The following is a 24,142-nucleotide window of genomic DNA, read 5'->3' on the forward strand; positions in this document are numbered from 1 at the left end:
GCGCCCGTAGGGGTTGCGCCCTTCTCGGGTTCCGCCTATTTTACCGGCCGGTAACAGGAGGCACCCTCTCCATCCCTTCCCCACACCGGAGTTGAACGGATGTCACGTACCCTCCGCACCTTGGGCGCGCTGGCCGCGGCCACCCTGCTGACCTCCTTCGCGCCGGCGGCCGCCGCGCCCGGAGAGGGCCTGCGCGAGGTGCTCTTCGTCGGGAACAACTGGGAGGGGACCGCCGACGTCCTCGCCTCCACCGGCGATCTCGCCAGGGTCGGCCGGATCAACGTCATACCCGACAAGGAGGAACGGCTCCGGGAGATCTACCTCAACCCCGTGAAGCTCGGCTTCTTCCTGGGGATCCGTGCCACGGCGGGCGAGGGCCACGACCAGTTCGTGGACGACATGTACACCACGCCCGACGGCTCGGCCGTCGTCGCCTCCCGGCCCAGCTTCGCCGACGTCGTCTCGGTCGACGTGCGGACGGGTCGGATCAACTGGCGCTTCCCCGTGGCCGGTTACCGCGCCGACCACATGGCCGTCTCGCCGGACGGCACCCGGGTCGCGGTATCGGCCTCCACCGCCAACACCGTGCACGTCCTCGACATCGCCACCGGCCGGCAGGTCGGCTCCTTCAGCACCGGCGACAAGCCCCACGAGAACAGCTTCAGCCGTGACGGCCGCTTCCTGTGGAACAGCTCCATCGGGGACGTGACCTCCGCCCTCGACGCGCCCTGGCTGGACTGGACGAAGGGCGACCGGAAGATCACCGTGGTCGACGCGCAGACCTTCCGCACGGTCCGGGTGATCGACATGCGGGAGCGGCTGGACGCCTTCGGCCGCCCGGACCTGTCCGACGCGGTACGCCCCGTCTCCTTCAGCCCCGACGAGTCGAAGCTCTACTTCCAGGTGTCGTTCTTCAACGGATTCCTGGAGTACGACGTGGCGACCGACCGGATCACCCGCCTCAAGACCCTCCCCGAGAACCCCGCCACCGCCACCGACCGCACCACATGGGTCAACGACTCCCGCCACCACGGCATGTCCATGAGCCCGGACGGCACCAAGCTCTGCATCGCGGGAACCATGGACGACTACGCGACGGTCGTGGACCGGGCCACCCTCGCCGAAGGGCCGCTCGTGCCCGCCGACAAGCCGTACTGGGCGACCGTCGACGGCGACGGCTCGGCCTGCGTGATCTCCGAGAGCGGGGCCGACCGGGTCACGGCCATCGACTTCGCCACCGGCGCCAAGCGGGTCTCCGTCCCCGTCGGCGACCACCCGCAGCGGGTCCGCCTCGGCCGTGTCCCGGCGGGCTGGACCGGCCCCGCCGCCCGCTAACGCGGACATCACCCGTTCCTCCCGTCCGTCCCGTCCGTCCCGTCCGTCCCGCCCGTCCCGTCCGTCACAGACGCGACGGCCGGGACGGACGGACCGGACGGCGTGGCCGGGCGCGGGTCAGGGGTGAGGGGTCAGGGGCCGGGAAGGCAGTGAGATCCGGGCCGCGGACATGCCGAAGTCCGCTCCCCAGACCCGGGTGGACAGCGCGCCGGGCAGTGCGTGGAGGTCCTCCTCGCGGTAACGGCGGCACTTCTGGTGCCAGTTGAGGATGCCCGCGAGCCAGTCCTTCAGCTCGCCCACGTAGGCGTCGAGCCCGGCCCGCGCGTCCTCGTCCAGCTTCCAGTCGTCGTAGAGCAGCGGCAGCTGGCTCGCGACGATGTGCTCGAACTCCTCGGTGCGCTGCGTCATCAGCGCATGGCAGATGTGCAGGGCCTGCGGGTATCCGATGTCGAAGAAGTTCCGGGTGACGAGCACGTAGTTGTGCACCTCGCCTTCGACCTCCACCTCCTTCTGGTACGAGAAGATGTCGTTGAGCATGCAGGCGGTGTCGGCGGCCGCGTTCTCCAGGGACCGGATGGTCCCGGAGGCGTAGATCTCGTCGGGAATGCCCCGTCCCGCCTGTCCCAGCCGGCACAGGTACATCGTGAGGTGCGAGCCGAAGGTGTGCCGGCGCATCTCCGCGTAGTCCACCGGGTCGGGGATGCGGTTCAGGATCTGGTTCTCCGCCTCCCACACCCAGCTCTCCAGCATGTGCACGAGGGTGGCCCGGAATTCGGCGCGGATGGCCGGACCCATGTCCCGGCTGGTCCGTACCCACAGGTCGGCGAGGGAGCGCTCCATCGCCGTCAGCGGGACGCCCTGCTCGGCGTGGTCGACGGGGATCATGCCGATGAGCCGCGCCGTGGTCGCCTTGGCGGCGGCCAGGTTCTTGGCCTGGGCGAAAACCACCGGGTAGTAGTCGTCCCCGTACGTCCCCCAGGTCAGCCAGCAGGCGTTGAGGAGCAGTGCCTCGGGCGTGGCGTCGGGGTCGATGCCGGCCGAGCAGAGCGCGAAGTCGTAGCCGCGCAGCTTCTGTTCGTCCCAGATGACGGATCCGGGGTCGCCGGGCTGCGGATCCAGCAGGCCCATCCGGCGGGCCCAGGCGACCGATCCCTCGCGCGCGTGCTCCAGGTGCGGGCTGAGCGAGAGCGTGAACGGCATGTAGACGTCCGGGATCACGGACGGGCCGGTGCGCTCGAACGGGACGTGCGTGAAGGACCGGCGCCGCATCTCCATCGAGCGCTGTGTGAAGACGGACCGGAGGTCCAGCGCGGTGGTGCCGAGCCCGGACGGGAGGAAGGGCAGGGTGAGCGGGACGGTGGCCCGCGCCTCCTTGTTCATGTAGCGGCTGGAGACCATGTGCCATGCGTGGCCGCCGGACTGCCAGTCCTGGAGGCCCTTGGCGTAGGCGAGGACGGCCGTGATCTCCGCCGGGTTCATGGCCTGGTCGGCGAAGAGCTGGGGGAGCTCCGCGAGTGCGGTCTGCTCGAATTGCTGCAGGCGCGAGGTGAGCAGGTCGTTGGAGGCCTCGGCGGCCTCCTGGGTGGTGCAGCCGAGGAAGGTCTCCAGCACCAGGACGGCGTTGGACAGCTCACCCTCGTCGGCGACCTCGCGCTGGTAGGAGAAGATGTCGTTCCTGATGTGCACGGCGTCGGAGAAGGCGTCGCGCAGCACCCCGAGCGGCCGCGAGTGCGCGACGCGCGCCGGGACCTCGGCGGAGACGTATTCGATCAGGCCGGCCGACCAGGGTGCGCCGCCCACCTTGCGGCGCATCTCGATGTATTCGAGGGGGTTCGCCACGCGCCCGATGTTGATGTTGGCCAGTTCCCACATCGACTCGTTGAGGAGGTTCTTCGTGGACTCGGAGAATCGTTCCCGCCAAGCCGCCGACATCGCCGGCACGGTCCGCTTCCACAGGTCCGCGAGCCCCGCCTCCACCGGGTTGGTGGGCTCGGGGAAGCCGTCGGCCAGATCCATCGGCATGAAGGCGGCGAGCCTGTCGAGGTAGTCCTTGGCGCCGTCGCGGTCCTGCGAGCGCTTGTACATCTCCAGGAAGTGGTCGTCGAAGAAGAAGACCCAGACGTACCAGTCGGTGACCAGGGACAGTGCCTCGCTGTCGCAGTCGGGGTGCGTGTACGAGCACAGCAGCGCGTAGTCGTGGGAGTCGAGGTCGCTTTCCTCCCAGACGCCCGACCCTTCCAGCATCCCGAGCGCGCGGGCCCATTGTTTGGTGTGGACCCGCGCGTCCTCCAGGTGGGGGTTCAGTCGCGCCGGATAAGGCACATAGAAATCCGGCAGTTGGAACGGCTGCGTCACGGCGGGGTCGGCCTTTCGTCCGTGGGTGCGGGGCCGGTGGACCGGTCCCCGCACGAGATCAGCAGGGCCCTACCCCTGGTGCCGCCGGGATAAGGGGGAGTTCACCGCTTCAGGTGACGGACGGGTCGTTCCGCGCCGCCGGGCCCCGGCACGGGATACGGAACCGCGGTGCGGGCTCTTCGGCCGGGCGTGGTCGTGGCCCGAACCGCTCGGCGTCGCGTCCGGCCCCCTTCGGGGAATCGGGTCGGTGTGGAGGCCGTGGAGTGTCGCAAGGCGGGATGATTGTCCGATTGAGTTAGGTTTGCCCGCGTATACAACTCCGGCGTTCCGGGAGGGACACCCATGGCGATCGATCTGGACAAGGTGCTCGACAAGGCGTGGGCCGACAAGCCGCTCTCCGAGGTGCTCGCGGCGCCCGTGGCGGCGCTCAAGGGCGTCACCGACAAGGACGGAGAGCTGTTGCACGAGGCGTTCGGCGTCAAGACCGTCGCCGACTTCGGGCAGCTGAAGTACGTGCGGTGGGCACAGGCACTCGTCGCCCTCAACCAGACCGTCAAGGCGTAGCCGGCCCGACGGCGTACGGCCCGCGGTCCGGGCGGGCCGGCGAAAAGGCCGTCCTCCTCACCCTTCTGCCTGTGGGTGAGGAGGACGGCCTTCGTGCGCGGGCCGGGGGACCGGCTACTCGGCCTCGCCCTCCAGGTTGCCCTCCGTGTCCAGGTACACCTGGCGCAGGGCTTCGAGGATCTGCGGGTCCGGCTTCTCCCACATGCCGCGGGACTCCGCCTCCAGCAGGCGCTCCGCGATGCCGTGCAGGGCCCAGGGGTTGGCCTCCTCCAGGAAGGCGCGGTTCTCCGGGTCCAGGACGTACGTCTCGGTGAGCTTGTCGTACATCCAGTCCGCGACCACGCCCGTCGTGGCGTCGTAGCCGAACAGGTAGTCCACCGTCGCGGCGAGCTCGAAGGCGCCCTTGTAGCCGTGGCGGCGCATCGCCTCGATCCACTTGGGGTTGACCACGCGGGCGCGGAAGACGCGCGAGGTCTCCTCGACCAGGGTGCGGGTCTTGACCGTCTCCGGGCGGGTGGAGTCGCCGATGTACGCCTCCGGGGCCGTGCCGCGCAGGGCGCGGACGGTGGCCACCATGCCGCCGTGGTACTGGAAGTAGTCGTCCGAGTCCGCGATGTCGTGCTCGCGGGTGTCCGTGTTCTTGGCGGCGACGGTGATCCGCTTGTACGCGGTCTCCATCTCGGCGCGGGCGGGGCGTCCCTCCAGACCGCGGCCGTACGCGTACCCGCCCCACACCGTGTAGACCTCCGCGAGGTCGGCGTCCGTACGCCAGTCGCGGGAGTCGATCAGCTGGAGGATGCCCGCGCCGTACGTGCCCGGGCGCGAGCCGAAGATACGGGTGGTGGCCCGGCGTTCGTCACCGTGCTCGGCCAGGTCCGCCTGGGCGTGGGCCCGCACGAAGTTCCGGTCCGCCGGTTCGTCGAGCGAGGCGGCCAGCCGGACCGCGTCGTCGAGGAGGCCGATGACGTGCGGGAACGCGTCGCGGAAGAAGCCCGAGATGCGGAGCGTCACGTCGATGCGCGGACGCCCCAGTTCCTCGAGCGCGATCGCCTCCAGACCCGTCACACGGCGCGAGGCCTCGTCCCAGACCGGACGGACGCCCAGCAGGGACAGCGCCTCCGCCACGTCGTCGCCCGAGGTGCGCATCGCGCTGGTGCCCCACAGGGACAGGCCGACGGAGGCCGGCCACTCGCCGTTGTCCGTGCGGTAGCGGGTCAGCAGGGACTCGGCGAGCGCCTGCCCCGTCTCCCACGCGAGGCGGGAGGGGACGGCCTTCGGGTCCACCGAGTAGAAGTTCCGGCCGGTGGGCAGGACGTTGACCAGGCCGCGGAGCGGGGAGCCGGACGGGCCTGCGGGAATGAACCGGCCGTCCAGGGCGGCGACCACGTGGGCGATCTCGTCCGTGGTGCCGGCCAGGCGCGGGACGACCTCACGGGCGGCGAAGTCCAGTACCGCCGAGACGTCCGCGGAATGCGCCGAGGCGACCGAAGCCACCGCCGACGGGTCCCAGTTCGCGTCCTCCATCGCCTGGACCAGGGCGCGGGCCTGCTCCTCCACGGCGTCCGCGGAGGTGCGGGTGGCCGCGGACTCGTCCAGGCCCAGCGCCTCGCGCAGGCCCGGCAGGGCCGTCGTACCGCCCCAGATCTGCCGGGCCCGCAGGATCGCGAGGACCAGGTTCACCCGGGCCGCGCCCGTCGGGGCGCCGCCCAGCACGTGCAGACCGTCGCGGATCTGGGCGTCCTTGACCTCGCACAGCCAGCCGTCGACGTGCAGCAGGAAGTCGTCGAAGCCCTCGTCGTCCGGGCGCTCTTCGAGACCCAGGTCGTGGTCGAGCTTCGCCGCCTGGATCAGGGTCCAGATCTGCGCGCGGATGGCCGGGAGTTTCGCCGGGTCCATCGCCGAGATCTGGGCGTACTCGTCCAGGTGCTGCTCCAGGCGCGCGATGTCCCCGTACGACTCCGCGCGCGCCATCGGCGGCACCAGGTGGTCGACCAGGGTGGCGTGCACGCGGCGCTTGGCCTGGGTGCCCTCGCCCGGGTCGTTGACCAGGAACGGGTAGATGAGCGGCAGGTCGCCGAGCGCGGCGTCGGGCGCGCAGGCCGCCGACAGACCGGCGTTCTTGCCCGGCAGCCACTCCAGGTTCCCGTGCTTGCCCAGGTGGATCATCGCGTCGGCGCCGAAGCCGCCGTCCTGCGCGGCGGCCTGGATCCAGCGGTACGCGGCCAGGTAGTGGTGCGACGGCGGCAGGTCCGGGTCGTGGTAGATCGCGATCGGGTTCTCGCCGAAACCGCGCGGCGGCTGGATCAGGATCAGCAGGTTGCCGCGGCGCAGGGCGGCGAGGACGATGTCGCCCTCGGGGTTGCGCGAGCGGTCGACGAACATCTCGCCCGGGGCCGGACCCCAGTGCTCCTCCACGCTGCCCCGCAGCTCGGCGGGGAGCTCGGCGAACCAGCGCCGGTAGTCGGCGGCCGGGATGCGGACCGGGTTGCGGGCCAGCTGCTCCTCGGTCAGCCAGTCCTGGTCGTGTCCGCCGGCCTCGATCAGGGCCCGGATCAGCTCGTCGCCGTCGCCCGAGACCAGGCCGGGGATCTCGTCGGCGGGGCCGAAGTCGTAGCCGCCGGCGATGAGGGTGCGCAGCAGCTCCACGGCGCTGGCGGGGGTGTCCAGGCCGACCGCGTTGCCGATGCGGGAGTGCTTGGTGGGGTAGGCGGAGAGGACCAGCGCGACCTTCTTGTCGCGGCGGTCGATGTGCCGGAGCCGGGCGTGGCGTACGGCGATCCCCGCGACCCGGGCGGCCCGCTCGGGATCGGCCACGTAGGCGGGCAGGCCGTCCTCGTCGAGCTCCTTGAAGGAGAACGGGACGGTGATCAGACGGCCGTCGAACTCGGGCACGGCGACCTGGGTGGCGGCGTCGAGCGGGGACAGGCCCTCGTCGTTCTCCTCCCAGTTGCTGCGCGAGCCCGTCAGGCACAGCGCCTGGAGGATCGGCACGCCGAGCGCCGCGAGCGCGCCCGCGTCCCAGGACTCGTCGTCCCCGCCCGCCGAGGCGGTGGCGGGCCTGGTGCCGCCGGCCGCGAGGACGGTGGTGACGATGGCGTCGACCCCCTCCAGCTCGGCCAGCAGCTCCGGTTCGGGGGTGCGCAGCGACGAGACGTAGAGCGGGAGCGCCTGCGCGCCCTTGGCCTCGACGGCCTCGCACAGGGTGTGCACGAAGGCGGTGTTGCCGCTCATCTGGTGGGCGCGGTAGTACAGCACGGCGACCCGGGGGCCGGACGTCCGCCGTGCGGTGCGCTCCAGGGGGCCCCAGGTGGGGGCGGCGGCGGGCGGCTCGAAGCCGTGGCCGGTGAGGAGGACCGTGTCGGACAGGAAGCGGGCCAGCTGGCCGAGGTTGGCGGGGCCGCCGTGCGCGAGGTAGCCGTGGGCCTCGGCCGCGATGCCGATCGGGACGGTGGAGGCCTCCATCAGCTGTGCGTCCGGGGCCTGTTCGCCGGTCAGCACCACGACCGGGCGGCTCTGGCCGGGGGCGAGGAGCAGGTCGAGGCCGTCCTGCCAGGCGCGCAGGCCGCCCAGGAGGCGTACGACGACCAGGTCGACGCCGTCGAGGAGGCCGGGGAGGTCGTCGAGGGGAAGGCGGGAGGGGTTCGCGAACCGGTACGGGACGGGGCCGTCCGCGGCGCGGGCGCTGAGCAGATCGGTGTCGGACGTCGACAGCAGCAGGATCATGCGGCGGCAGGCCTTCCTCGGGGTTTCCGCGCCCCGGGCAGTGAGGACGGCGGGAGTTCCTGACTCACCCCGGGGGTCGTTCCGCGGGGTTCACAGTGGCGGGACCGCGCCGGAATCTCACCGGGCTTCCTCCCATGTCGCCGTCCTCGGCGATGGCGGGCCGAGTGGTCCGCCGGGGCCATCCTAGGGGGCCTTTGCCCTGGCCGGGAGTGGGGGTGCCGTTGCGCCGCGCTCGCTCGGGCGGGGTGCGTTCGGGTGCGGCGCCGTTGCCGGGGCCCTGCCCCCGACCCCGCGCCCCAAACGCCTGCGAGGCCGGAATCGGCTGGACTGCGCTGGTGGGAGGGTTGAGGCGGTGGGAGGGGGCTGGGTGGTGACGGACACAGGTCGGGCGAGGTGAATCGTAGGTATGCTCGCCGCCATGCCCCAGCCCCCTGCCGCCGCATCGCGGGACGAACCCGTCATACGGGAGCGCGGTGACGCCTGCCCCGGCGCACTGCGGCTGCACCCGGCCGACGACGGCTTCCTGGCGCGGGTCCGGATCCCGGGCGGGCTGCTCGGCGCCGCGCAGGCCGCCGCGCTGGCGGACGCCGCCGACCGGTTCGGGGACGGCCATCTGGAGCTGACCTCGCGCGGGAACGTGCAACTGCGCGGGCTTTCCGACGGCTGCGGCGCCGAGCTGGCCGAACTGCTCGGCACGGCAGGGCTGCTGCCCGCGCCGGGCCACGAGCGGATCCGCAACATCGTCGCCACCCCCCTCGCCGACCCCGCTCCGGTGCGCGCCCTGGACGAGGCGCTGTGCGCCGAACCGAAGGCCGCCGCCCTGTCCGGCCGGTTCCTGTTCGCCGTCGACGACGGGCGCGGCGACGTGGCCGCCCTCGACCCCGACGTGACCCTGCTCGCGCAGCCCGGCGGCCGCGTACTGGTCCGGCTCGGCGCGGCGCCCGACGCCGTCGACGTGGCCGCCGCCGAGGCCGCGCGGGCCGGGCTGGAGGCGGCCCTCCACTTCCTCGACGCGGCTGCCGCCGCCGGCACCCGGGCCTGGCGGATCGCCGAGCTTCCCGCCGGACACGCGCTGGACGCACAGGAGTTCACCACCCGGCTGAGGGGCAGGGGCATCCGCGCGCGGTACGTCCCCGACGCGCCCCGCCCGTACGCGGACCCGCCCGCCCCCGGAGTGCACGCGGGGGCGCTCTGCGTACTGGTCCCGCTCGGCCGGCTCGGCACCGCGCAGTGGCGGGAGCTGCCCGGCGACCTGCGGATCACCCCGTGGCGCAGCGTCATCGTCACCGACACCGCCGCCCGCCCCGCCGGGCTCGTCACCGCGCCCGACAGCCCCTGGGAGTCCGTCACCGCCTGCACCGGCCGCCCCGGCTGCGCCAAGTCCCTGGCCGACGTACGCGCCGACGCGCGAGCCGTCGCCGGGCGGGCGCGGGGGCCGCTGCCCGTCCACTGGTCCGGGTGCGAACGCCGCTGCGGGCGCCCGCGCGCCGCCGCCTGGGTGGACGTGGTGGCCACGCCCGACGGGTACCGGATCGGCGCCGACCCGGTGGCACCCCACGCACTCGCGACGGCCCTCGCCGCCGCCCGCAACCAACCCCCAGTGTCCGAAGCCGCAGTGAAGAAATGAGCGAGTACACCGTGTTCGAGTACGAGAAGGACGGCGCCGCGATCTACCGCCAGTCCTTTGCCACGATCCGCGCCGAGGCGGACCTCTCCGGGCTGCCCGCCTCGGTCGCCCAGGTCGCGGTGCGCATGATTCACGCCTGCGGGATGACCGACCTGCCCCGCGACCTGGGGTACACGCCCGACGTGGTGCTGCGGGCCCGCGCCGCCCTGGAGGCGGGCGCGCCGATCCTGTGCGACGTGCAGATGGTCGCCAGCGGGGTCACCCGCAAGCGGCTGCCCGCCGGCAACGAGGTGATCTGCACCCTGTCCGACCCGGCCGTGCCGGACCTGGCCGCGCGGATGGGTACCACCCGCAGCGCCGCCGCCCTCGAAGTCTGGCGCGACCGGGGCCTGTTGGAGGGCTCCGTGATCGCCGTCGGCAACGCGCCGACCGCGCTCTTCCGGCTGCTGGAGATGATCGAGGAAGGCGCTCCGCGACCGGCCGCGGTCATCGGCGTTCCCGTCGGCTTCATCGGCGCCGCCGAGTCCAAGGACGCCCTGGCGGCGCACCCTTCGGGGCTCGACCACCTCATCGTGCGCGGCCGGCGCGGCGGCAGCGCCATCGCCGCCGCGGCCGTCAACGCCATCGCGAGCGTGGCCGAATGAGCGCCGGACGCCTCTACGGGGTGGGGCTCGGGCCCGGTGACCCCTCCCTGATGACGCTGCGCGCGGTCGAGGTGATCGCCGGGGCCGACGTCGTCGCCTACCACAGCGCCCGCCACGGCCGGTCCATCGCCCGCTCGATCGCCGCGAAGCACCTGCGCGCCGACCACGTCGAGGAGCCGCTGGTCTACCCGGTCACCACCGAGACCACCGACCACCCCGGGGGCTACCAGGGCGCGATGGAGGAGTTCTACGAGTCCGCCGCCGCACGCCTCGCCGCACACCTGGACGCCGGCCGGACCGTCGCCGTGCTCGCGGAGGGCGATCCGCTCTTCTACAGCTCGTACATGCACATGCACAAGCGGCTCGCGGACCGGTACGAGACCGAGGTGATCCCCGGTGTCACCTCGGTGAGCGCCGCCGCCGCCCGGCTCGGCACCCCGCTCGTCGAGGGCGAGGAGGTCCTGACGATCCTTCCCGGAACGCTGCCCGAGGACGAACTCGCCGCCCGCCTGGCTGCCACCGACTCGGCCGTCGTGATGAAGCTCGGCCGGACCTTCCCCGCCGTGCGCGGGGCGATGGACAGGAGCGGCCGGCTCGCCGAGGCGCGCTACGTCGAGCGCGCCACCATGGCCGGGGAACGCACCGGAGTCCTCGCCGACGTCGACCCCGGGTCCGTCCCGTACTTCGCCGTCGCCGTCGTCCCCAGCCGGATCGGCAACCCGGGCAGCGTGCCGTCCGGCCCCGGCGAGGTCGTGGTCGTCGGCACGGGCCCGGCGGGCCCGCTGTGGCTGACCCCCGAGACCCGGCGGGCGCTGGCCGACGCCGAGGTGCTGGTCGGCTACACCACCTACCTGGACCGGGTCCCGGCCAGGCCGGGACAGGTCCGGCACGGCTCCGACAACAAGGTGGAGTCCGAGCGCGCCGAGTTCGCCCTCGACCTGGCCCGGCGCGGACAGCGGGTGGCCGTGGTCTCCGGCGGCGACCCCGGGGTCTTCGCCATGGCCACGGCGGTCCTGGAGGTCGCGGCGCAGGCGGAGTACAAGGACGTGCCCGTACGGGTCCTGCCGGGGGTGACCGCGGCCAACGCGGCGGCCGCCGCTGCCGGGGCCCCGCTCGGCCACGACTACGCCACCATCTCCCTCTCCGACCGGCTCAAGCCCTGGGAGGTCATCGCGGAGCGGCTGCGCGCGGCCGCCTCGGCCGACCTGGTGCTCGCCCTGTACAACCCCGGCTCGCGCAGCCGGAACTGGCAGGTCGCGCAGGCCCGCGAGCTGCTGCTGGAGCTGCGTTCGCCCGCAACCCCGGTGGTCGTCGCGCGCGACGTCGGCGGCCCGGAGCAGTCGGTGCGGATCGTCACCCTCGCCGAACTGCAGCCGTCCGAGGTGGACATGCGCACGCTCCTGCTGATCGGGTCCTCGCAGACCCAGGTCAGCGAGCGCGCCGACGGCTCGCGGATCACCTGGACCCCGCGCCGTTACCCGTGACGGGCTGAACGGCGCGGGCCGGGGCGGTGCCGGTGTCCGGTACCGCCTCAGTCCTGTGCGCGCAGCCAGTCCACGGCGGCCCGGACCGAACGGGCCTGCGCCACGCCCGGCGGGACCGCGGGGCGCCGTACGACCAGGACCGGGATGCCCGCCTCGCGGGCGGCGGTGAGCTTCGGGGCGGTCGCCGAGCCGCCGCTGTCCTTCGTCACCAGGACGTCGATCCGGTGCCGGGCGAGCAGCTCCCGTTCGCCGTCGAGGGTGAACGGCCCCCGGGCGAGCAGGACTTCGAGCCGTGGCGGCACCGGCGCCTGTGGAGGATCCACCGAACGCACCAGGAACCAGGTATCGGCGAGGTGCGCGAAGGTGTGCAGGCCCATCCGGCCGGTGGTCAGGAACGCCCGGCCGCCGAGCGCGGGCAGCAGGCCGGCCGCCTCGGCGAGGGAGTCCGCGAAGGTCCAGTCGTCGCCCGGCTCCGGCGTCCAGCCGGGGCGCCGCAGCGCCAGCAGCGGGACACCCGTGAGGGCCTGCGCCTCGGACGCGTGGAAACTCATCCGCTCCGCGAAGGGGTGGGTGGCGTCGACGACGTGCGTGACCCCGTGGGCGGTGATCCAGGCCGCGAGGCCCGCGATGCCGCCGAAGCCGCCGATCCGGGTCTCGCCCGGAGGGAGCACCGGCGCGGCGACCCGGCCCGCCAGCGAATTCGTCACCCGGTACGCGGGGTCGCCCGCCAGGGCCTCCGCGAGCCGGCGGGCCTCCGTCGTGCCGCCCAGGACCAGGACGTGCCGCCGGGGCTCCGGTTCAGCAGACATGCCGGTCGCGTTCGGGGGAGTAGAGGTGGCTGTCCCGGAACTGCTCCGCCCCGAGCGTGCGGCCCACCACGATGACGGCGGTACGGACCAGCCCGTGCTCCTTCACCTGGGCCGCGATGTCGGCCAGGGTGCCGCGCAGGATCAGCTCGTCGGGGCGGCTGGCCATCGCCACCACCGCCACCGGGCACTCGGCCCCGTAGTGCGGCAGCAGTTCGCCGACGACCCGGTCCACGTAGCGGGTGGCCAGGTGCAGCACCAGCAGCGCGCCGCTGCGCCCGAGGGTGGCCAGGTCCTCGCCGGGGGGCATCGGGGTCGCCTGCTGGGCGATCCGGGTCAGGATCACCGTCTGGCCGACGGTGGGCACGGTCAGCTCCCGCTTCAGCGCCGCGGCCGCCGCGGCGAAGGCCGGTACGCCCGGGACCACTTCGTACGGGATGCCGGCCGCGTCGAGCCGCCGCATCTGCTCCGCGACGGCGCTGAAGATGGAGGGGTCCCCGGAGTGCAGCCGCGCCACGTCCTGGCCCGCCGCGTGCGCCCGTACGCACTCGGCGACGATCTCGTCGAGGTTCAGCTGCGAGGTGTCCACCAGCCGCGCGTCCGCCGGGCATTCCGCCAGCAGTTCGCGCGGGACGAGGCTGCCCGCGTACAGGCAGACCGGGGCGGCGGCCAGGGTCCGGGCACCGCGCACCGTGATCAGGTCGGCGGCGCCGGGGCCCGCACCGATGAAGTACACGGTCATGTCAGAGATCCTTCTCGTTCGTCGACTTCGTCACCGACCACTGGGTGACCGGCATGGCCTGGCGCCAGCCCGTGAAACCGCCGACCGGCACCGCGTGCGCGACCGAGAGCTTCACCAGTTCGCCGCCGTGGCGCCGGTAGCGGTCGGTGAGGACCGCCTCCGACTCCAGGGTGACCGTGTTGACCACCAGCCGGCCGCCGGGGGCGAGCGCCGCCCAGGCCGCGTCGAGCAGCCCCGGCGCGGTCAGTCCGCCGCCGATGAACACCGCGTCGGGGGCGGGCAGTCCGGCGAGGGCGTCCGGCGCGGCGCCGACGACCACGTGCAGGCCGGGCACGCCGAGCGCCGCAGCGTTGCGGCTGATCCGCGCCGCCCGTTCCGGGACGCGCTCCACGGCCACCGCCCGGCAGGAGGGATGCGTGCGCATCCACTCGATGCCGATGGAGCCGGAGCCGCCGCCGATGTCCCACAGCAGCTCGCCGGGGGCCGGGGCCAGCGTGCACAGGGTCGCGGCCCGGACCCGGCGCTTGGTGAGCTGCCCGTCGTGCTCGTACGCGGCGTCCGGCAGGCCGGGGGTCGCGCCGATCCGGGGCGCCGGGTGGGAGGGGTCGCGGCGGCAGTCCACGGCCACCACGTTCAGGGGGTCGCCCGGCGGGTGGTCCCAGCCGTCGGCGAGGCCCTCGTAGGCGTCCTCACGCTCGGAGCCGAGCTGCTCCAGCACCCGGATCCGGCTCGGGCCGAAGCCCCGCTCGCGGAGCAGGGCGGCGATCTCGCCGGGCGACGCCGCTCCGGCGCTGAGCACCAGCACGCGCCGCCCCTCGTACAGCGCGGCCGCGAGCCGGGCCACCGGGCGGCCGACGACCGTGACCACCTCGGTGTCCTCGACCGGCCAGCCCAGGCGGGCGCAGGCGTACGACACCGAGGAGGGGTGGGGGTACACCCGCAGGGCGCGTGGCCCCAGCTCCTGCGCGAGGGCCCGGCCGATCCCGTAGAACATGGGGTCGCCGCTGGCCAGCACCGCGATCCGGCGCCCCGCGTGCTCAGCCATCAGTTTCGGCACGGCCGGCCGCAGCGGGCTCGGCCACGCCACCCGCTGTCCGGGGCACGGGCCGGCCGGCAGCAGGTCCAGCTGGCGCGGGCCGCCGATCAGCACCTCGGCGCAGGACAGCGCCGAGCGCGCGGCGGCGCTGAGCCCGGCCCAGCCGTCGGCGCCGAGGCCGACGACCGTCACGGGGATGGGGGGCGGTGCGGAGCTCACTGCGCGGTACCTCGGAACGGGAAGGGGAAAGCGGAAGGCGGGCGGACCGCAGCCTACTGGCCTGCGCGTACGCCTGTCCGTACCACCCCCGCTCCGGCGCCCTGCCCCCGCCCGTCTACCTCTGATCTTGGCCAGTGCTCCGCCCTTCAGGGCGGGGGTGAAGGCCATCCTTGGCCCGGAGGCGCGGAGCGCCGGAGTGCTTTGCGTCCGCGGGGTGACGGTCAGACGGGACGTTGCTGGTTTTCGATGTACTGCTTGACGACGGTCAGGGGCGCCCCACCGCACGATCCGGCGAAGTAGGAACCGGACCAGAAGTGTCCGCCCCACAGGTACCGGCGGACGTGGCTGTCGTACTCCTGGCGCAGCCTGCGGGAGCTGACGCCCTTGAGGGAGTTGACCAGCTTGGAGAGCTGGACTTTCGGCGGGTAGTGCACGAGCAGGTGCACGTGGTCCTGTTCTCCGTTGAACTGTTTCAGCTCAGCCTCGAAGTCGGCGCAGACCTCCCGCATGATCTCTTCGGTGCGGGTCAGCATGGAGTCGGTGAACGCCTTCCGCCTGTACTTGGTGACGAAAACCAAGTGAACGTGCAGGTTGTGGACAACATGGCGACCGGTTCTGACCTCGGGATTAGGGTTCCAGCGCGGTGACATAAGCCAATGCTAGGTTCTCGATTGTGAGTCAAGACACACTGATCAAGCGGCAGTTCGGGCACCGTGCCCGGCTTGCGCTGTCGCCGGCCGGGGTTCACAAGGCCGATGATCAGGCGCACGCGGCCCGCACCATGTGGAACCTGCTGCACGCCTGGTGGCGGATGATGCCGAAGGAGAAGCGGACCCTCGGACACGCGGACGCCGCGATTCGCCAGGCCCGCGAAGACATCGACTTTCTCGCTGTTCTTCCCGCACAGGCCGCGCAAGCGGTGCTCAAGACGTACTTCCAGGCGTGGAAGAACTGCTGGGACGGCCGCGCCGACGCTCCGAACTTCAAGAGCCGGTTCCGCACGGTGATGTCCGTGGACATCCCGCAGGGCCGGGACCTGAACATCACCCGCGTGCACCGCCGGTGGGGGCCCGCGCACCCCGGCTACGCCTCGTCCAACCTCCACGCCGGAGCGTCGAAGCTGGAGGGCCCCACCCTCAACTCGCGCGTGGCGGCGTTCGGCAACGCGGTCGTCGCGCAGCCCGCGTCCTCGGGCGCGCTGCCCACGCTCTACGCGGCCACCGCGCCCGGGGTGCGGCCCCCGACGACTTCATCGGGCCGCGGTTCGGCTGGCGCGGGGCGCCCGTCCGGTCCTGGAGGGCGAAGCGGACCTTCGATGACAACTCCGGCGAACTGCTCTGGGCCGCCTCCGAGAAGCTCACGGGGATCTCGTACGCATCCCTGCCGCGCTGACCGGGCCTGCGGCGCTGACCGGGCCCTGCCGCGCTGACCGGGCCCGCGGCGCCGACCGGGCCGCCGCGCTGCTCGGTCCGGCGCGCCGATCCGCCGGGCGCGCGGAGCCGTCACCGAGCGCCCCCGGCCGCCCCCGCACGCCGCAGGGCGCCCCGAACGGCACCTGACCACGACGCCCCGGCCGCCGGACAATCGGCAGCATGGACGACACTCCGGACAACCACCCAGTCGACTGCGGTGACCGGCGGGGTCCACCGGGTCACGGCCCCCGGCACGGCACCTCGCCGCGTTGCCGGACCGCGCCGGTACGCCCGTACGAACCGCGGCCCCCGCCTTGCGGTGCACCGCACCTGCGGCCCCTCCCTGGGGGTCCCACCCGGACGGAGTCTGGGGGAGGTGGCGGGGGGAACGCCGCGACCCGGCACGCCACCCTCGCGGCCGCAGCACCTGGCTAGTCGGGGCGCAGGGAGCGCCAGATGCGGTCCGGGAGATAGCGCGCGGCTTCCGCCAGGTCGATCTCGTAGGTGCTGGAGAGCCAGCGGCGTGCGACCTCGGTGAGCGGCCCCATGACCATCACCTCGACCACGGACACCGGGAGGGGGGCGATCTCGCCGCGCTCCAAGCGCGCGCCCAGCCACTGCATGATGGCCGCGAACTTCTCCGCCTTGGCCGCGCCGATCTCCTCGGCGTGGGCCACGAGGTAACCCGAGTAGGCCGAGGCGTGCAGGAACAGTGCGACGTCCCGGTGTTCCTCGGTGAAGCGCAGGTAGGACGTTACCCACGCCTGGATGCCGGTGCGCGCCGTCCGGCACCGGGTCAGCGCGGCCACCATGTCGTCGCACAGCTGGTCCATGCACCGGATGTACAGGGCGGCGGCCAGGCCGTCGAAGCTGCCGAAGTGGTGGTAGAGGCTGCCGAGGCTCACACCGCCGGCCGCGACGACCGCGTTCACCGTGAACCCCTGCTGGCCGGATTCGGCGAACACGCGCAGCGCTGAGGTCAGGATCAAGTCGACGGTGGCCTCGCCGCGTTGTTGCTTAGGAGACATGAGGGGTCCCGTCGGTGTCCGTCGCGGTGTGTGCGTGATCTGTGGGGCGCAGAGAGCCTAGCAAGACTGGAACTAGAAGATCGTTCTAGAAAGACCCTTCATCGATCCGGTCGGCGCGCCACACTGGGCAGTCAGCCGGATCCGTGTGCACCCGCCCCCTCATCCCCTGGAGCAGCCGGTGTCTTCGCAGGAGATCCCCATCCAGCTCACCCCGCAGCAGGCGGCTCACGGTGTGATCCTCACCGTCCAGCTGCCGGCCGGCCCGACGCGTGTCCGTATCCCGCACACCCGGGACGGAGACCTCGTCCGGACCCGGATCGGGGACGCCGAGGTGCTGCTGCGCATCCGGGTGGCCGGAGCCGGAGCCGGAGCCGGAGCCGGATCAGGGGGAGGGGAAGGGGCTCCGGGCGCGTCCCGGTCCGCAGCGGCCCCCACTCAGGGCGGCCGCGGCTGCCTGGTGGCGCTGGCGGCCCTGGTGGTGCTGGTCATCGGCATCGTCCTCGTGCAGAGCGGCGGGGACGACGGCGACGGCAAGGTGTCCTCCGCCTCCTCCTCGGCCTCCTCCTCGGCCTCCTCCTCGGTGGAGTCCACCGCGTCGGCGGGCGCGACGCCCACCGTCTCGCCGAGTCCCTGGAGCACCGAGCCCGTCGCCCCGTCCAGCCGGGCTGCCCTCCCGGAGCCCGGCCCCGCCTCTCCCAGCTCGGAGCCCACCCCGTACGACCGCGGCACCTGCCTCAACGGGAGCCTGCCGGACTCGACGACGGCCCAGCGGGTCGACGACATCGACGAGGTCTCCTGTTCGGCGTCCGACGCCCACTACCGAGTGGTCCAGAGCATCCCCTTCACGTCGGACCTGGACCGCTGCAACGACAACCCCAAGACCCAGTACGCGTTCTCCCACCGCTACACCATCAACGGCAGGGTCATCAGCGAGTACGTCTACTGCCTGGTCGGCCTCGGCCCGTACGCCCGCTAGAGCCCGCCGCCCGGGGTACTGCGCGACGTCGTGGCGCGCTCGTACAGGGCCCGGACCCCGTCGCCGAAGTAGCTGCTGTACGAGGTCTCGTCGTCGCCCCCGCCATCGAGTCCGCCGATCACCCCGATCAGTGTCTGCCCGTCGGTCAACACCGGGCCGCCGCTCGTGCCGTTGGGTACGTCCGCGCAGTCGAGGCGCAACTGCGTCGGCCCGGCGGCCCGGGCGGTGTTGCGGCAGTCCAGCGGCTGCTCGGAGGTGTTCGGATAGCCCACGAGCCGGGCGGGCGCGGGCAGTTCGGGCCGGAAACCGATCTCCGCGGCGCCGGTGACGTCCTCCAGGCGCCGGCCGGGGTACCCGGGCCGGCGCAACCGGACGAAGGCGACGTCGTGGTCGGGGTCCTGGTCCTCGGTCCAACGGGGGTCCACGTCGATCCGGGTCGGCACCCAGACCCCGTACGGAGCCGCGCCGTCCGAGTAGCCCGGGGCGAAGGCCAGATTCGTGCGGAAGCCGCCCGTGTACACGCAGTGGGCGGCGGTGGCGATGAGGTCGCCGCCCTGGGAGTGGACCACCACGCCCGAGCAGTGATGGTCGGGGTCGCCGTCGTCGCCGGGGGAGAAGAGCGCTCCCACGATGGGCTCGGGGTTCGCCGGCCGGGCCTCCAGGGGGTCCGAGGGCTTCCACCCGGCCGACCTCCAGCGCACCGCGGGCCCGCTGCCGGCGAAGGCCTTGCCGTCCGCCGGAGCATCCGGAGCCTCGTGCACCATGCCGTCCAGCACGGCGGCCGCCGTCCGGTCGGCGCGCTCGGGATCCTGCTGGTAGACGCCCTGCGCGGCATCCCCGTCCGCGCGGTGGGCGGCGACGCCGCGCAGCTCCCACACGTACCCGGCCCCCACGACCAGCGCGCCGAGGACGCCGACGGACACGGAGGCCCGTACGGCCCGCCCGTGAACCTTGCTGAACATGTGGCACTCCCCGCCCCGCCTACGCCTCCGACGCTCCGTTCGATGGGGAGATCGGCGGCTCGGGTTCCGAAATCCGGACGTGGCGGTGCTCACAGCGGCTCCCGGCCGTCGCCCCCGCGCCGCTTCCCGGTCGTCCGGATGTCATCCAACTCGCCTGCGCTGCAAGCCACATGAGCCGGAAGCATGAGACGGCGCGAACGGACGGCGGGCGCGCACCGGGCACCGGGCACCGTCACGGCCACGGCCGGAGCGGCGCACAGCGGCGCGGGTCGTCCCCCCGGCCGAGCCGCGCCCGCCAAGCGCTCAGGAACCGGTGTGGGAGGCCTCCAGCTGCCGGGCCGGCGGGGTGTGCGTCGCGGCGAGGCACGCCTCGATCTCGTCCAGCGCGCGGCGGGCGGTGGCGATCCGCTCCTTGACGTCCTGCCCGCCCGCGTCCGGGTCCGGGGCCGGCGCCGGAACGCGGCCGGCCTCCGCCTCCATCTCCCGGGCCTCGTCCAGCGAGTTGAGGACGACACCGATGAGCACGTTCACCAGCACGAAGGAGGCCAGCAGGGCGTAGGAGGCGTAGTAGACGATGCTGAGACGGGAGATCTGCAGCCCCGCGCGGACGGCGTCGGTGAGGCCGTCGAGCGTGGTCAGCAGGAACAGGGTGAGGGCGGCACGTCCCACTGAGCCGTAGTGCTGGGGGTCGGAGTCGGCGAAGCAGACCCAGCCGACCATGGCGTACACGTACAGCACCAGCGCGCCGACGAACAGGAAGCTGGCGGTGCCCGGCAGGCTGCGGCCGACGGCGATCAGCAGGATGCGCAGGTGCGGCAGGAACCGCGCCGTGCGAAGGACGCGGGCCAGCCGCAGCATCCGCAGCAGCGTGGTGTTCTCGCGGACCATGGGGACGAAGGCGGAGGCCACGATCGCGAGGTCGAAGAGGTTCCACGGGTCGCGGAAGAATGCTTTCGGCTTGTCCGCGTGCGCGCCCACGCGCAGCAGCATCTCCACCGTGAACAGGACGAGGCAGCCGTCCTCCGCGGCCCCGAGCACCTGCCGGTACTCCACGGCCAGCCCGCTGTAGGTCTCCACCCCCATCAGCGCCGCGTTGAGCAGGATCACGCAGAAGACGGCCAGCCCGAAGGCGGGGGCCTCCGTGGCCACCCGGCATCCGGCCGCCAGCTTCACGCGGCCGCGCCCGGCCGGCATCGGGACTCTCATCTTGCTCCTCGTACTCGTATCACCGCAGGCCACGCCCGGCGGGGCGCGGCGGTCCGTCCTTCTAACGCCCCACATCCGTTCGGGTTTCACCCTGGTGTCACCGGCGAGCTGTGCGAGCTGCGCACGACTGTGCCCAGGTCCCCGGGAGCGGCCCGCAGGGGTGAATGTCCGGGATTAGGGGCGGCTAGGGGATCTGCGGCGACCGGGCCAGGCCGTAGGTTCCTGCCGGAAACCGATGGGCACCGAGCGAAGGAGCACCCCCATGGCCGAGGTCAAGGAGACCCCCGAGGCGTGGACCACCCCGGACTTCATCGCGTACGAGACGGCCTTCGAGGTCACCGCGTACGCCGCACGTCTGGAGAAGTGAACCGACTGTCGGCGGGCGGGAGTCCGGGCGACCGGCTCCCGCCGTGGCGGGAGAACATATGACGGCAATACTGGACGAGACCGAGTTCATCGGCGCGCTGCGCGCGTTGTCCTCCTCCTACTGGGGCGGCCACCCCTTCCACCGGCGGCTGCACGAAGGCGAGCTCGACCGGCGGGCCCTGCAGCTGTGGGCCGCCAATCGCTGGTACTACCAGCGGATGCTGCCGCAGAAGGACGCGGCGATCATCAGCAACTGCCCGCTCCCCGAGATCCGGCGGGCCTGGGTGGACCGGCTGGCCTACCACGACGGGACCCCGGACGACGAGGGCGGCATCGCGCGCTGGCTGCGGCTGTGCGAGGCCGTGGGTCTGAGCCGCGAGGAGGTCGTGGACGAGCGGCACGTGGTCCCCGGGGTTCGTTTCGCGGTCGACGCGTACGTGAACTTCGCCCGGACCCGGCCCTGGGCCGAAGCCATCGCCTCCGGGCTCACCGAGATGTTCGCCGGGCACCTGATGACCCGCAGGGTCGCGGACATGCTCGCGCACTACGACTGGATCCGCCCGGAGCACCTGGCCTACTTCACGGACCGCATCGAAGCCGTGTCCGGCGAGGGCAAGGGCACCCTGGACATCGTCGTCCGGCACTGCACGACGCGCGAGCAGCAGGACGCGGCCGTCGCCGCGCTCGCGTTCAAGTGCGACGTGCTGTGGCAGATGCTGGACGCCGTCGAACGCGCCGCAGCCACCGACCAGTAGTCAGCGACCCGTAGTCAGCGACCGTAGTCACCGACCAGTAGTCAGCGACCAGTTGCCACCGGACCTGCAAGAAGGAGTGGCCGTGGACCGGCCCGTGCTCGGCCGCGGAGTGCGGCTCATCTACGACAACACGCGGCAGACCCATGTCGTGCTCCACCCGGAAGGGGTGCTCGTGCCCAACGGGACGGCCGTCTCGGTACTCGAACTCTGCGACGGGGCCACGACGGTGCCGCAGATCACCGAGGCGCTGGGCGCCCGGTACGCGGGCGTCCGCGAGACGGAGGTCGGCACCGTCCTGGAGCGGCTGTCCGAGAAGGGCGTCGTGCGATGGATCTGACCACCGCCGCCTGCCCGGGCAGCCCCGGCGCGGCTCCGCCGCTCGGGCTGCTCGCGGAGCTCACCCACCGCTGCCCGCTGCACTGCGCGTACTGCTCCAACCCGCTGGAACTCATCGAGCGCGAGCGTGAGCTGACCACCGGTCAGTGGCTCGAGGTGTTCACCCAGGCGCGCGAGATCGGCGTGCTGCAGGTGCACCTGTCCGGCGGAGAGCCGCTCGCCCGCCCCGACCTGCCCGAGATCGTCTCGCACGTCAGCGGCCTCGGCTGCTACGTCAACCTCGTCACCAGCGGCCTCGGCCTCACCGAGGCGCGGCTCGCGGACCTGGTCGAGCGCGGGCTGGACAACGTACAGCTGTCGGTGCAGGGCGCCGACGCCGCGCGCGCCGACCGGCTCGCGGGGGCCAAGGCCCACCACCACAAGATCGCCGCCGCCGCGCTGGTCCGCAAGCACGGCCTTCCGCTCACCGTCAACGCCGTACTGCACCGCGCCAACCACGACCAGGTGGCGGGCTTCATCGACCTGGCCGAGCGCATGGGCGCGGACCGGCTGGAGCTCGCCAACACCCAGTACTACGGCTGGGCGCTGCGCAACCGGGAGGCTCTGATGCCCACCCGCGAGCAGCTGGCGGCGGCCGAGCCGGTCGTGCGGGAGGCCATGGAGCGGCTGAAGGGCACGATGGAGATCGTGTACGTGCTCGCCGACTACTACGAGCCGTACCCCAAGCCGTGCATGCACGGGTGGGGGGCGATCCAGCTCACGGTCGCCCCCGACGGCGCCGTGCTGCCCTGCCCCGCGGCCGGCGCGATCACCACCCTGGAGCTCGACAACGTCACCGAGAAGCCGCTGGCCGAGATCTGGTACGAGTCCGGCTCCTTCAACGCCTACCGCGGCGAGGAGTGGATGCCCGACCTGTGCCGCAGCTGCGACCGGCGCTCCGTCGACCACGGGGGCTGCCGCTGCCAGGCCTTCCTGCTGACCGGGGACGCCGCGGCCACCGACCCGGTCTGCTCGCGTTCGGATCAGCGGGGCACCGTGGACCTGCTGCTGGCGGGCATCTCGCCGAACCCTCCCGAGCTCGTGATGCGCGGACCGGTGGTGGGACGCCGATGAGGGCCGTCCTGCTCGGCACCGCCGCCGGGGGCGGCTGCCCGCAGTGGAACTGCGCCTGCCCGGTCTGTACGTCGGGTGCGCCCGCGCGGGGCCAGGACGGGCTCGCCGTCAGCGCCGACGGGGTGGGGTGGTACCTGGTCAACGCCTCGCCCGACATCCGCGCGCAGATCCTCGCCACCCCCGAGCTCGCCGCGGGCCCCGGGCCGCGCGACACGCCGGTACGGGGCGTGCTGCTCACGGACGCCGAGATCGACCACACGCTGGGCCTGATGATGCTCCGCGAGGGGGCCGGGCTGCGCGTGTGGGCGCCGCCGACGGTGCTCGGGGCGCTGGACGAGGCCTTCCCGGTGCGGGGGATCCTCGGCGGCTACAGCGGCTGGGAGTGGTCCGAGACGGCCGTCGGCGAGGAGCAGGACGTCGGCGGGCTGCGGGTCAGCGCCTTCGCGGTCGGCGCCAAACGCCCCAAGTACGCGCGCTCGCTGCCCGCGGACGGGCCGGGGGACGGCCCGTGGGTGGTCGCGTACCGCTTCGAGGACCCGGCCACGGGCGGCGCCCTCGTGTACGCGCCGTGCCTGGCCACCTGGCCGCCCGGCTTCGACGAGTTCACCGCCGGGGCCGGTTACGTCCTGCTCGACGGTACGTTCCACTCGACGCGGGAGTTCGGTGGGGCCACGGGTTCGGCCGGGGCGACCGGAGCGCAGGCGGCGATGGGACACCTGCCGGTGACCGGGGAGGGCGGGAGCCTGGCGCACGTCCGGCGGCTGCGTGCCGGGCGGCCGGGCACCCGGTGGGCGTACACCCACCTCAACAACACCAACCCGATGGCCGATCCGCGCTCCGGGGCCCACCGCGAGGTGTGCGCGTCGGGCGCGGAGATCCCGCCGGACGGGACGCGCGTGGAGCTCTGAGGCCGTCGGGCTCCGGGGTCACACGGGGTCACACGGGCAACACGGGGTCACACGGCGAAGGGTCAAATTTAGTGGATAAGTCTTCAATTTCTCTGCGGTGCTGAAGCAGCTGATACGATACACCTTCATCTGCTTTTTTAGCCAATTTCCGTTCAAGCTCTTGCAGGCGGTCTTCTACATCAGTGACGTGTAATTGCTGCTGAATGAGCGCTTTCACTTGTTTTTCTAATGCTTCAATCCGCTGTATAGAGATATCAGCTTCGACGGCAGGTGCTGATTGACGAACGGTTTCCTTATGGATTGGCAGTTGAATATCTTGGAGGATCACACCTTCACTCATTTGGTGTTTGACCTCTTTGAGCAGCTGTACAATATCTTCATGAAATTCATAATGTCCAAGTTCATTCCGGGCGACAGGGATGTTGAGCTGTTTGACCCAACGCTGAATCGTCTTTGAAGAAACACCAATTTCCTTTGCAACCTCATTTGTATTCAAACCAAATGCCCTCCCTTTTTTCAATTACAAGTACCATTCTCTTTAAGGA

At 72.4% G+C, this 24,142-nt stretch carries 21 protein-coding genes, 2 pseudogenes and 1 riboswitch; of the genes and pseudogenes, 13 read left to right on the forward strand and 10 right to left on the reverse strand.

Annotation, left to right across the window (positions count from 1 at the left end):
- Positions 1–99 precede the first annotated feature (99 nt).
- Positions 100–1,335, forward strand: a complete 1,236-nt coding sequence (locus tag ACFCZ1_RS07185; RefSeq protein WP_376677370.1) for a YncE family protein — start codon at positions 100–102, stop codon at positions 1,333–1,335.
- A gap of 117 nt (positions 1,336–1,452) precedes the next feature.
- On the opposite strand, the gene ACFCZ1_RS07190 is transcribed toward ACFCZ1_RS07185, so the two are convergent.
- Positions 1,453–3,690: a germacradienol/geosmin synthase gene (locus ACFCZ1_RS07190; RefSeq protein ID WP_376677371.1), complete on the reverse strand. Its 2,238-nt coding sequence runs from the start codon at positions 3,688–3,690 to the stop codon at positions 1,453–1,455.
- A gap of 342 nt (positions 3,691–4,032) precedes the next feature.
- Here ACFCZ1_RS07190 and ACFCZ1_RS07195 point away from each other — a divergent pair, with 342 nt between their 5' ends.
- Entirely contained in the window at positions 4,033–4,254 is a 222-nt protein-coding gene (locus ACFCZ1_RS07195) for a hypothetical protein (RefSeq protein WP_376677372.1), read from the forward strand.
- A gap of 114 nt (positions 4,255–4,368) precedes the next feature.
- On the opposite strand, the gene cobN is transcribed toward ACFCZ1_RS07195, so the two are convergent.
- The gene (cobN, locus tag ACFCZ1_RS07200; RefSeq protein ID WP_376677373.1) at positions 4,369–7,977 is read right to left on the reverse strand and encodes a cobaltochelatase subunit CobN; all 3,609 of its coding nucleotides are present in this window, start codon (positions 7,975–7,977) and stop codon (positions 4,369–4,371) included.
- 53 nt (positions 7,978–8,030) lie between these two features.
- Positions 8,031–8,109, reverse strand: a riboswitch (cobalamin riboswitch).
- 286 nt (positions 8,110–8,395) lie between these two features.
- Between cobN and ACFCZ1_RS07205 the strand changes: the two genes are divergently transcribed.
- From ACFCZ1_RS07205 to ACFCZ1_RS07215, 3 genes are read left to right on the forward strand one after another with little or no spacing between them, the layout of a single operon-like run.
- Positions 8,396–9,604: a cobalamin biosynthesis protein CobG gene (locus ACFCZ1_RS07205; RefSeq protein ID WP_376677374.1), complete on the forward strand. Its 1,209-nt coding sequence runs from the start codon at positions 8,396–8,398 to the stop codon at positions 9,602–9,604.
- The gene (locus tag ACFCZ1_RS07210) at positions 9,601–10,248 is read left to right on the forward strand and encodes a precorrin-8X methylmutase (RefSeq protein WP_376677375.1); all 648 of its coding nucleotides are present in this window, start codon (positions 9,601–9,603) and stop codon (positions 10,246–10,248) included. Before ACFCZ1_RS07205 ends, ACFCZ1_RS07210 begins: the two co-directional genes overlap by 4 nt.
- Positions 10,245–11,732 carry a precorrin-2 C(20)-methyltransferase gene (locus tag ACFCZ1_RS07215; protein ID WP_376677376.1) on the forward strand — a complete coding sequence of 496 codons (1,488 nt, stop codon included), beginning with the start codon at positions 10,245–10,247 and terminating at the stop codon, positions 11,730–11,732. Before ACFCZ1_RS07210 ends, ACFCZ1_RS07215 begins: the two co-directional genes overlap by 4 nt.
- Before the next feature lie 47 nt (positions 11,733–11,779).
- On the opposite strand, the gene ACFCZ1_RS07220 is transcribed toward ACFCZ1_RS07215, so the two are convergent.
- From ACFCZ1_RS07220 to tnpA, 4 genes are all read right to left on the reverse strand, one after another.
- Entirely contained in the window at positions 11,780–12,541 is a 762-nt protein-coding gene (locus ACFCZ1_RS07220; protein WP_376677377.1) for a cobalt-precorrin-6A reductase, read from the reverse strand.
- Complete coding sequence (cobM, locus tag ACFCZ1_RS07225; protein ID WP_376677378.1) at positions 12,531–13,280, reverse strand: precorrin-4 C(11)-methyltransferase; 750 nt, start codon at positions 13,278–13,280, stop codon at positions 12,531–12,533. The genes ACFCZ1_RS07220 and cobM overlap by 11 nt, the downstream gene beginning before the upstream one ends.
- 1 nt (position 13,281) lies before the next feature.
- A complete protein-coding gene (cbiE, locus tag ACFCZ1_RS07230; RefSeq protein WP_376677379.1) occupies positions 13,282–14,535 on the reverse strand; it encodes a precorrin-6y C5,15-methyltransferase (decarboxylating) subunit CbiE in 1,254 nt (417 codons plus the stop codon).
- Positions 14,536–14,756: 221 nt separating this feature from the next.
- Complete coding sequence (gene tnpA / locus ACFCZ1_RS07235) at positions 14,757–15,185, reverse strand: IS200/IS605 family transposase (RefSeq protein ID WP_376677380.1); 429 nt, start codon at positions 15,183–15,185, stop codon at positions 14,757–14,759.
- A gap of 131 nt (positions 15,186–15,316) precedes the next feature.
- On the opposite strand from tnpA, the pseudogene ACFCZ1_RS07240 reads away from it, so the two are divergent.
- Together ACFCZ1_RS07240 and ACFCZ1_RS07245 are read left to right on the forward strand one after the other, a co-directional pair.
- A pseudogene (locus tag ACFCZ1_RS07240) lies at positions 15,317–15,604 on the forward strand (RNA-guided endonuclease TnpB family protein); the annotation flags it as partial.
- Between the two features lie 3 nt (positions 15,605–15,607).
- Positions 15,608–15,927: pseudogene (locus ACFCZ1_RS07245) on the forward strand (short-chain dehydrogenase); the annotation flags it as partial.
- Positions 15,928–16,378: 451 nt separating this feature from the next.
- Here the strand turns inward: ACFCZ1_RS07245 and ACFCZ1_RS07250 are convergent.
- Positions 16,379–16,975 (reverse strand): TetR/AcrR family transcriptional regulator, encoded by a 597-nt coding sequence (locus ACFCZ1_RS07250; RefSeq protein ID WP_376677381.1) that lies wholly within the window; start codon positions 16,973–16,975, stop codon positions 16,379–16,381.
- A gap of 178 nt (positions 16,976–17,153) precedes the next feature.
- Between ACFCZ1_RS07250 and ACFCZ1_RS07255 the strand changes: the two genes are divergently transcribed.
- Positions 17,154–17,951: a hypothetical protein gene (locus ACFCZ1_RS07255; RefSeq protein WP_376677382.1), complete on the forward strand. Its 798-nt coding sequence runs from the start codon at positions 17,154–17,156 to the stop codon at positions 17,949–17,951.
- Here ACFCZ1_RS07255 and ACFCZ1_RS07260 read toward each other — a convergent pair.
- Both ACFCZ1_RS07260 and ACFCZ1_RS07265 read right to left on the reverse strand, forming a co-directional pair.
- Complete coding sequence (locus ACFCZ1_RS07260; protein ID WP_376677383.1) at positions 17,948–18,913, reverse strand: trypsin-like serine peptidase; 966 nt, start codon at positions 18,911–18,913, stop codon at positions 17,948–17,950. The two genes, ACFCZ1_RS07255 and ACFCZ1_RS07260, sit on opposite strands and share 4 nt — an antisense overlap.
- A gap of 303 nt (positions 18,914–19,216) precedes the next feature.
- Positions 19,217–20,119 carry an ion transporter gene (locus tag ACFCZ1_RS07265; protein ID WP_376677384.1) on the reverse strand — a complete coding sequence of 301 codons (903 nt, stop codon included), beginning with the start codon at positions 20,117–20,119 and terminating at the stop codon, positions 19,217–19,219.
- A 262-nt stretch (positions 20,120–20,381) separates the two neighbouring features.
- On the opposite strand from ACFCZ1_RS07265, the gene pqqA reads away from it, so the two are divergent.
- The 5 genes from pqqA (at position 20,382) to pqqB (ending at position 23,597) form a co-directional block, all read left to right on the forward strand.
- Positions 20,382–20,486 (forward strand): pyrroloquinoline quinone precursor peptide PqqA, encoded by a 105-nt coding sequence (gene pqqA / locus ACFCZ1_RS07270; protein ID WP_376677385.1) that lies wholly within the window; start codon positions 20,382–20,384, stop codon positions 20,484–20,486.
- Between the two features lie 58 nt (positions 20,487–20,544).
- Positions 20,545–21,240, forward strand: a complete 696-nt coding sequence (pqqC, locus tag ACFCZ1_RS07275; protein ID WP_376677386.1) for a pyrroloquinoline-quinone synthase PqqC — start codon at positions 20,545–20,547, stop codon at positions 21,238–21,240.
- Between the two features lie 82 nt (positions 21,241–21,322).
- Positions 21,323–21,577, forward strand: a complete 255-nt coding sequence (pqqD, locus tag ACFCZ1_RS07280; protein ID WP_376677387.1) for a pyrroloquinoline quinone biosynthesis peptide chaperone PqqD — start codon at positions 21,323–21,325, stop codon at positions 21,575–21,577.
- The gene (gene pqqE, locus ACFCZ1_RS07285) at positions 21,568–22,689 is read left to right on the forward strand and encodes a pyrroloquinoline quinone biosynthesis protein PqqE (protein ID WP_376677388.1); all 1,122 of its coding nucleotides are present in this window, start codon (positions 21,568–21,570) and stop codon (positions 22,687–22,689) included. The genes pqqD and pqqE overlap by 10 nt, the downstream gene beginning before the upstream one ends.
- The gene (gene pqqB, locus ACFCZ1_RS07290; protein ID WP_376677389.1) at positions 22,686–23,597 is read left to right on the forward strand and encodes a pyrroloquinoline quinone biosynthesis protein PqqB; all 912 of its coding nucleotides are present in this window, start codon (positions 22,686–22,688) and stop codon (positions 23,595–23,597) included. Before pqqE ends, pqqB begins: the two co-directional genes overlap by 4 nt.
- A gap of 28 nt (positions 23,598–23,625) precedes the next feature.
- Here the strand turns inward: pqqB and racA are convergent, their stop codons facing one another.
- On the reverse strand, positions 23,626–24,093 hold the full coding sequence (gene racA, locus ACFCZ1_RS07295) for a chromosome-anchoring protein RacA (protein WP_376677390.1): 468 nt from the start codon (positions 24,091–24,093) through the stop codon (positions 23,626–23,628).
- Positions 24,094–24,142 lie beyond the last annotated feature (49 nt).

It is taken from the genome of Streptomyces sp. NPDC056224 (assembly GCF_042267665.1).
Classification (GTDB): domain Bacteria; phylum Actinomycetota; class Actinomycetes; order Streptomycetales; family Streptomycetaceae; genus Streptomyces.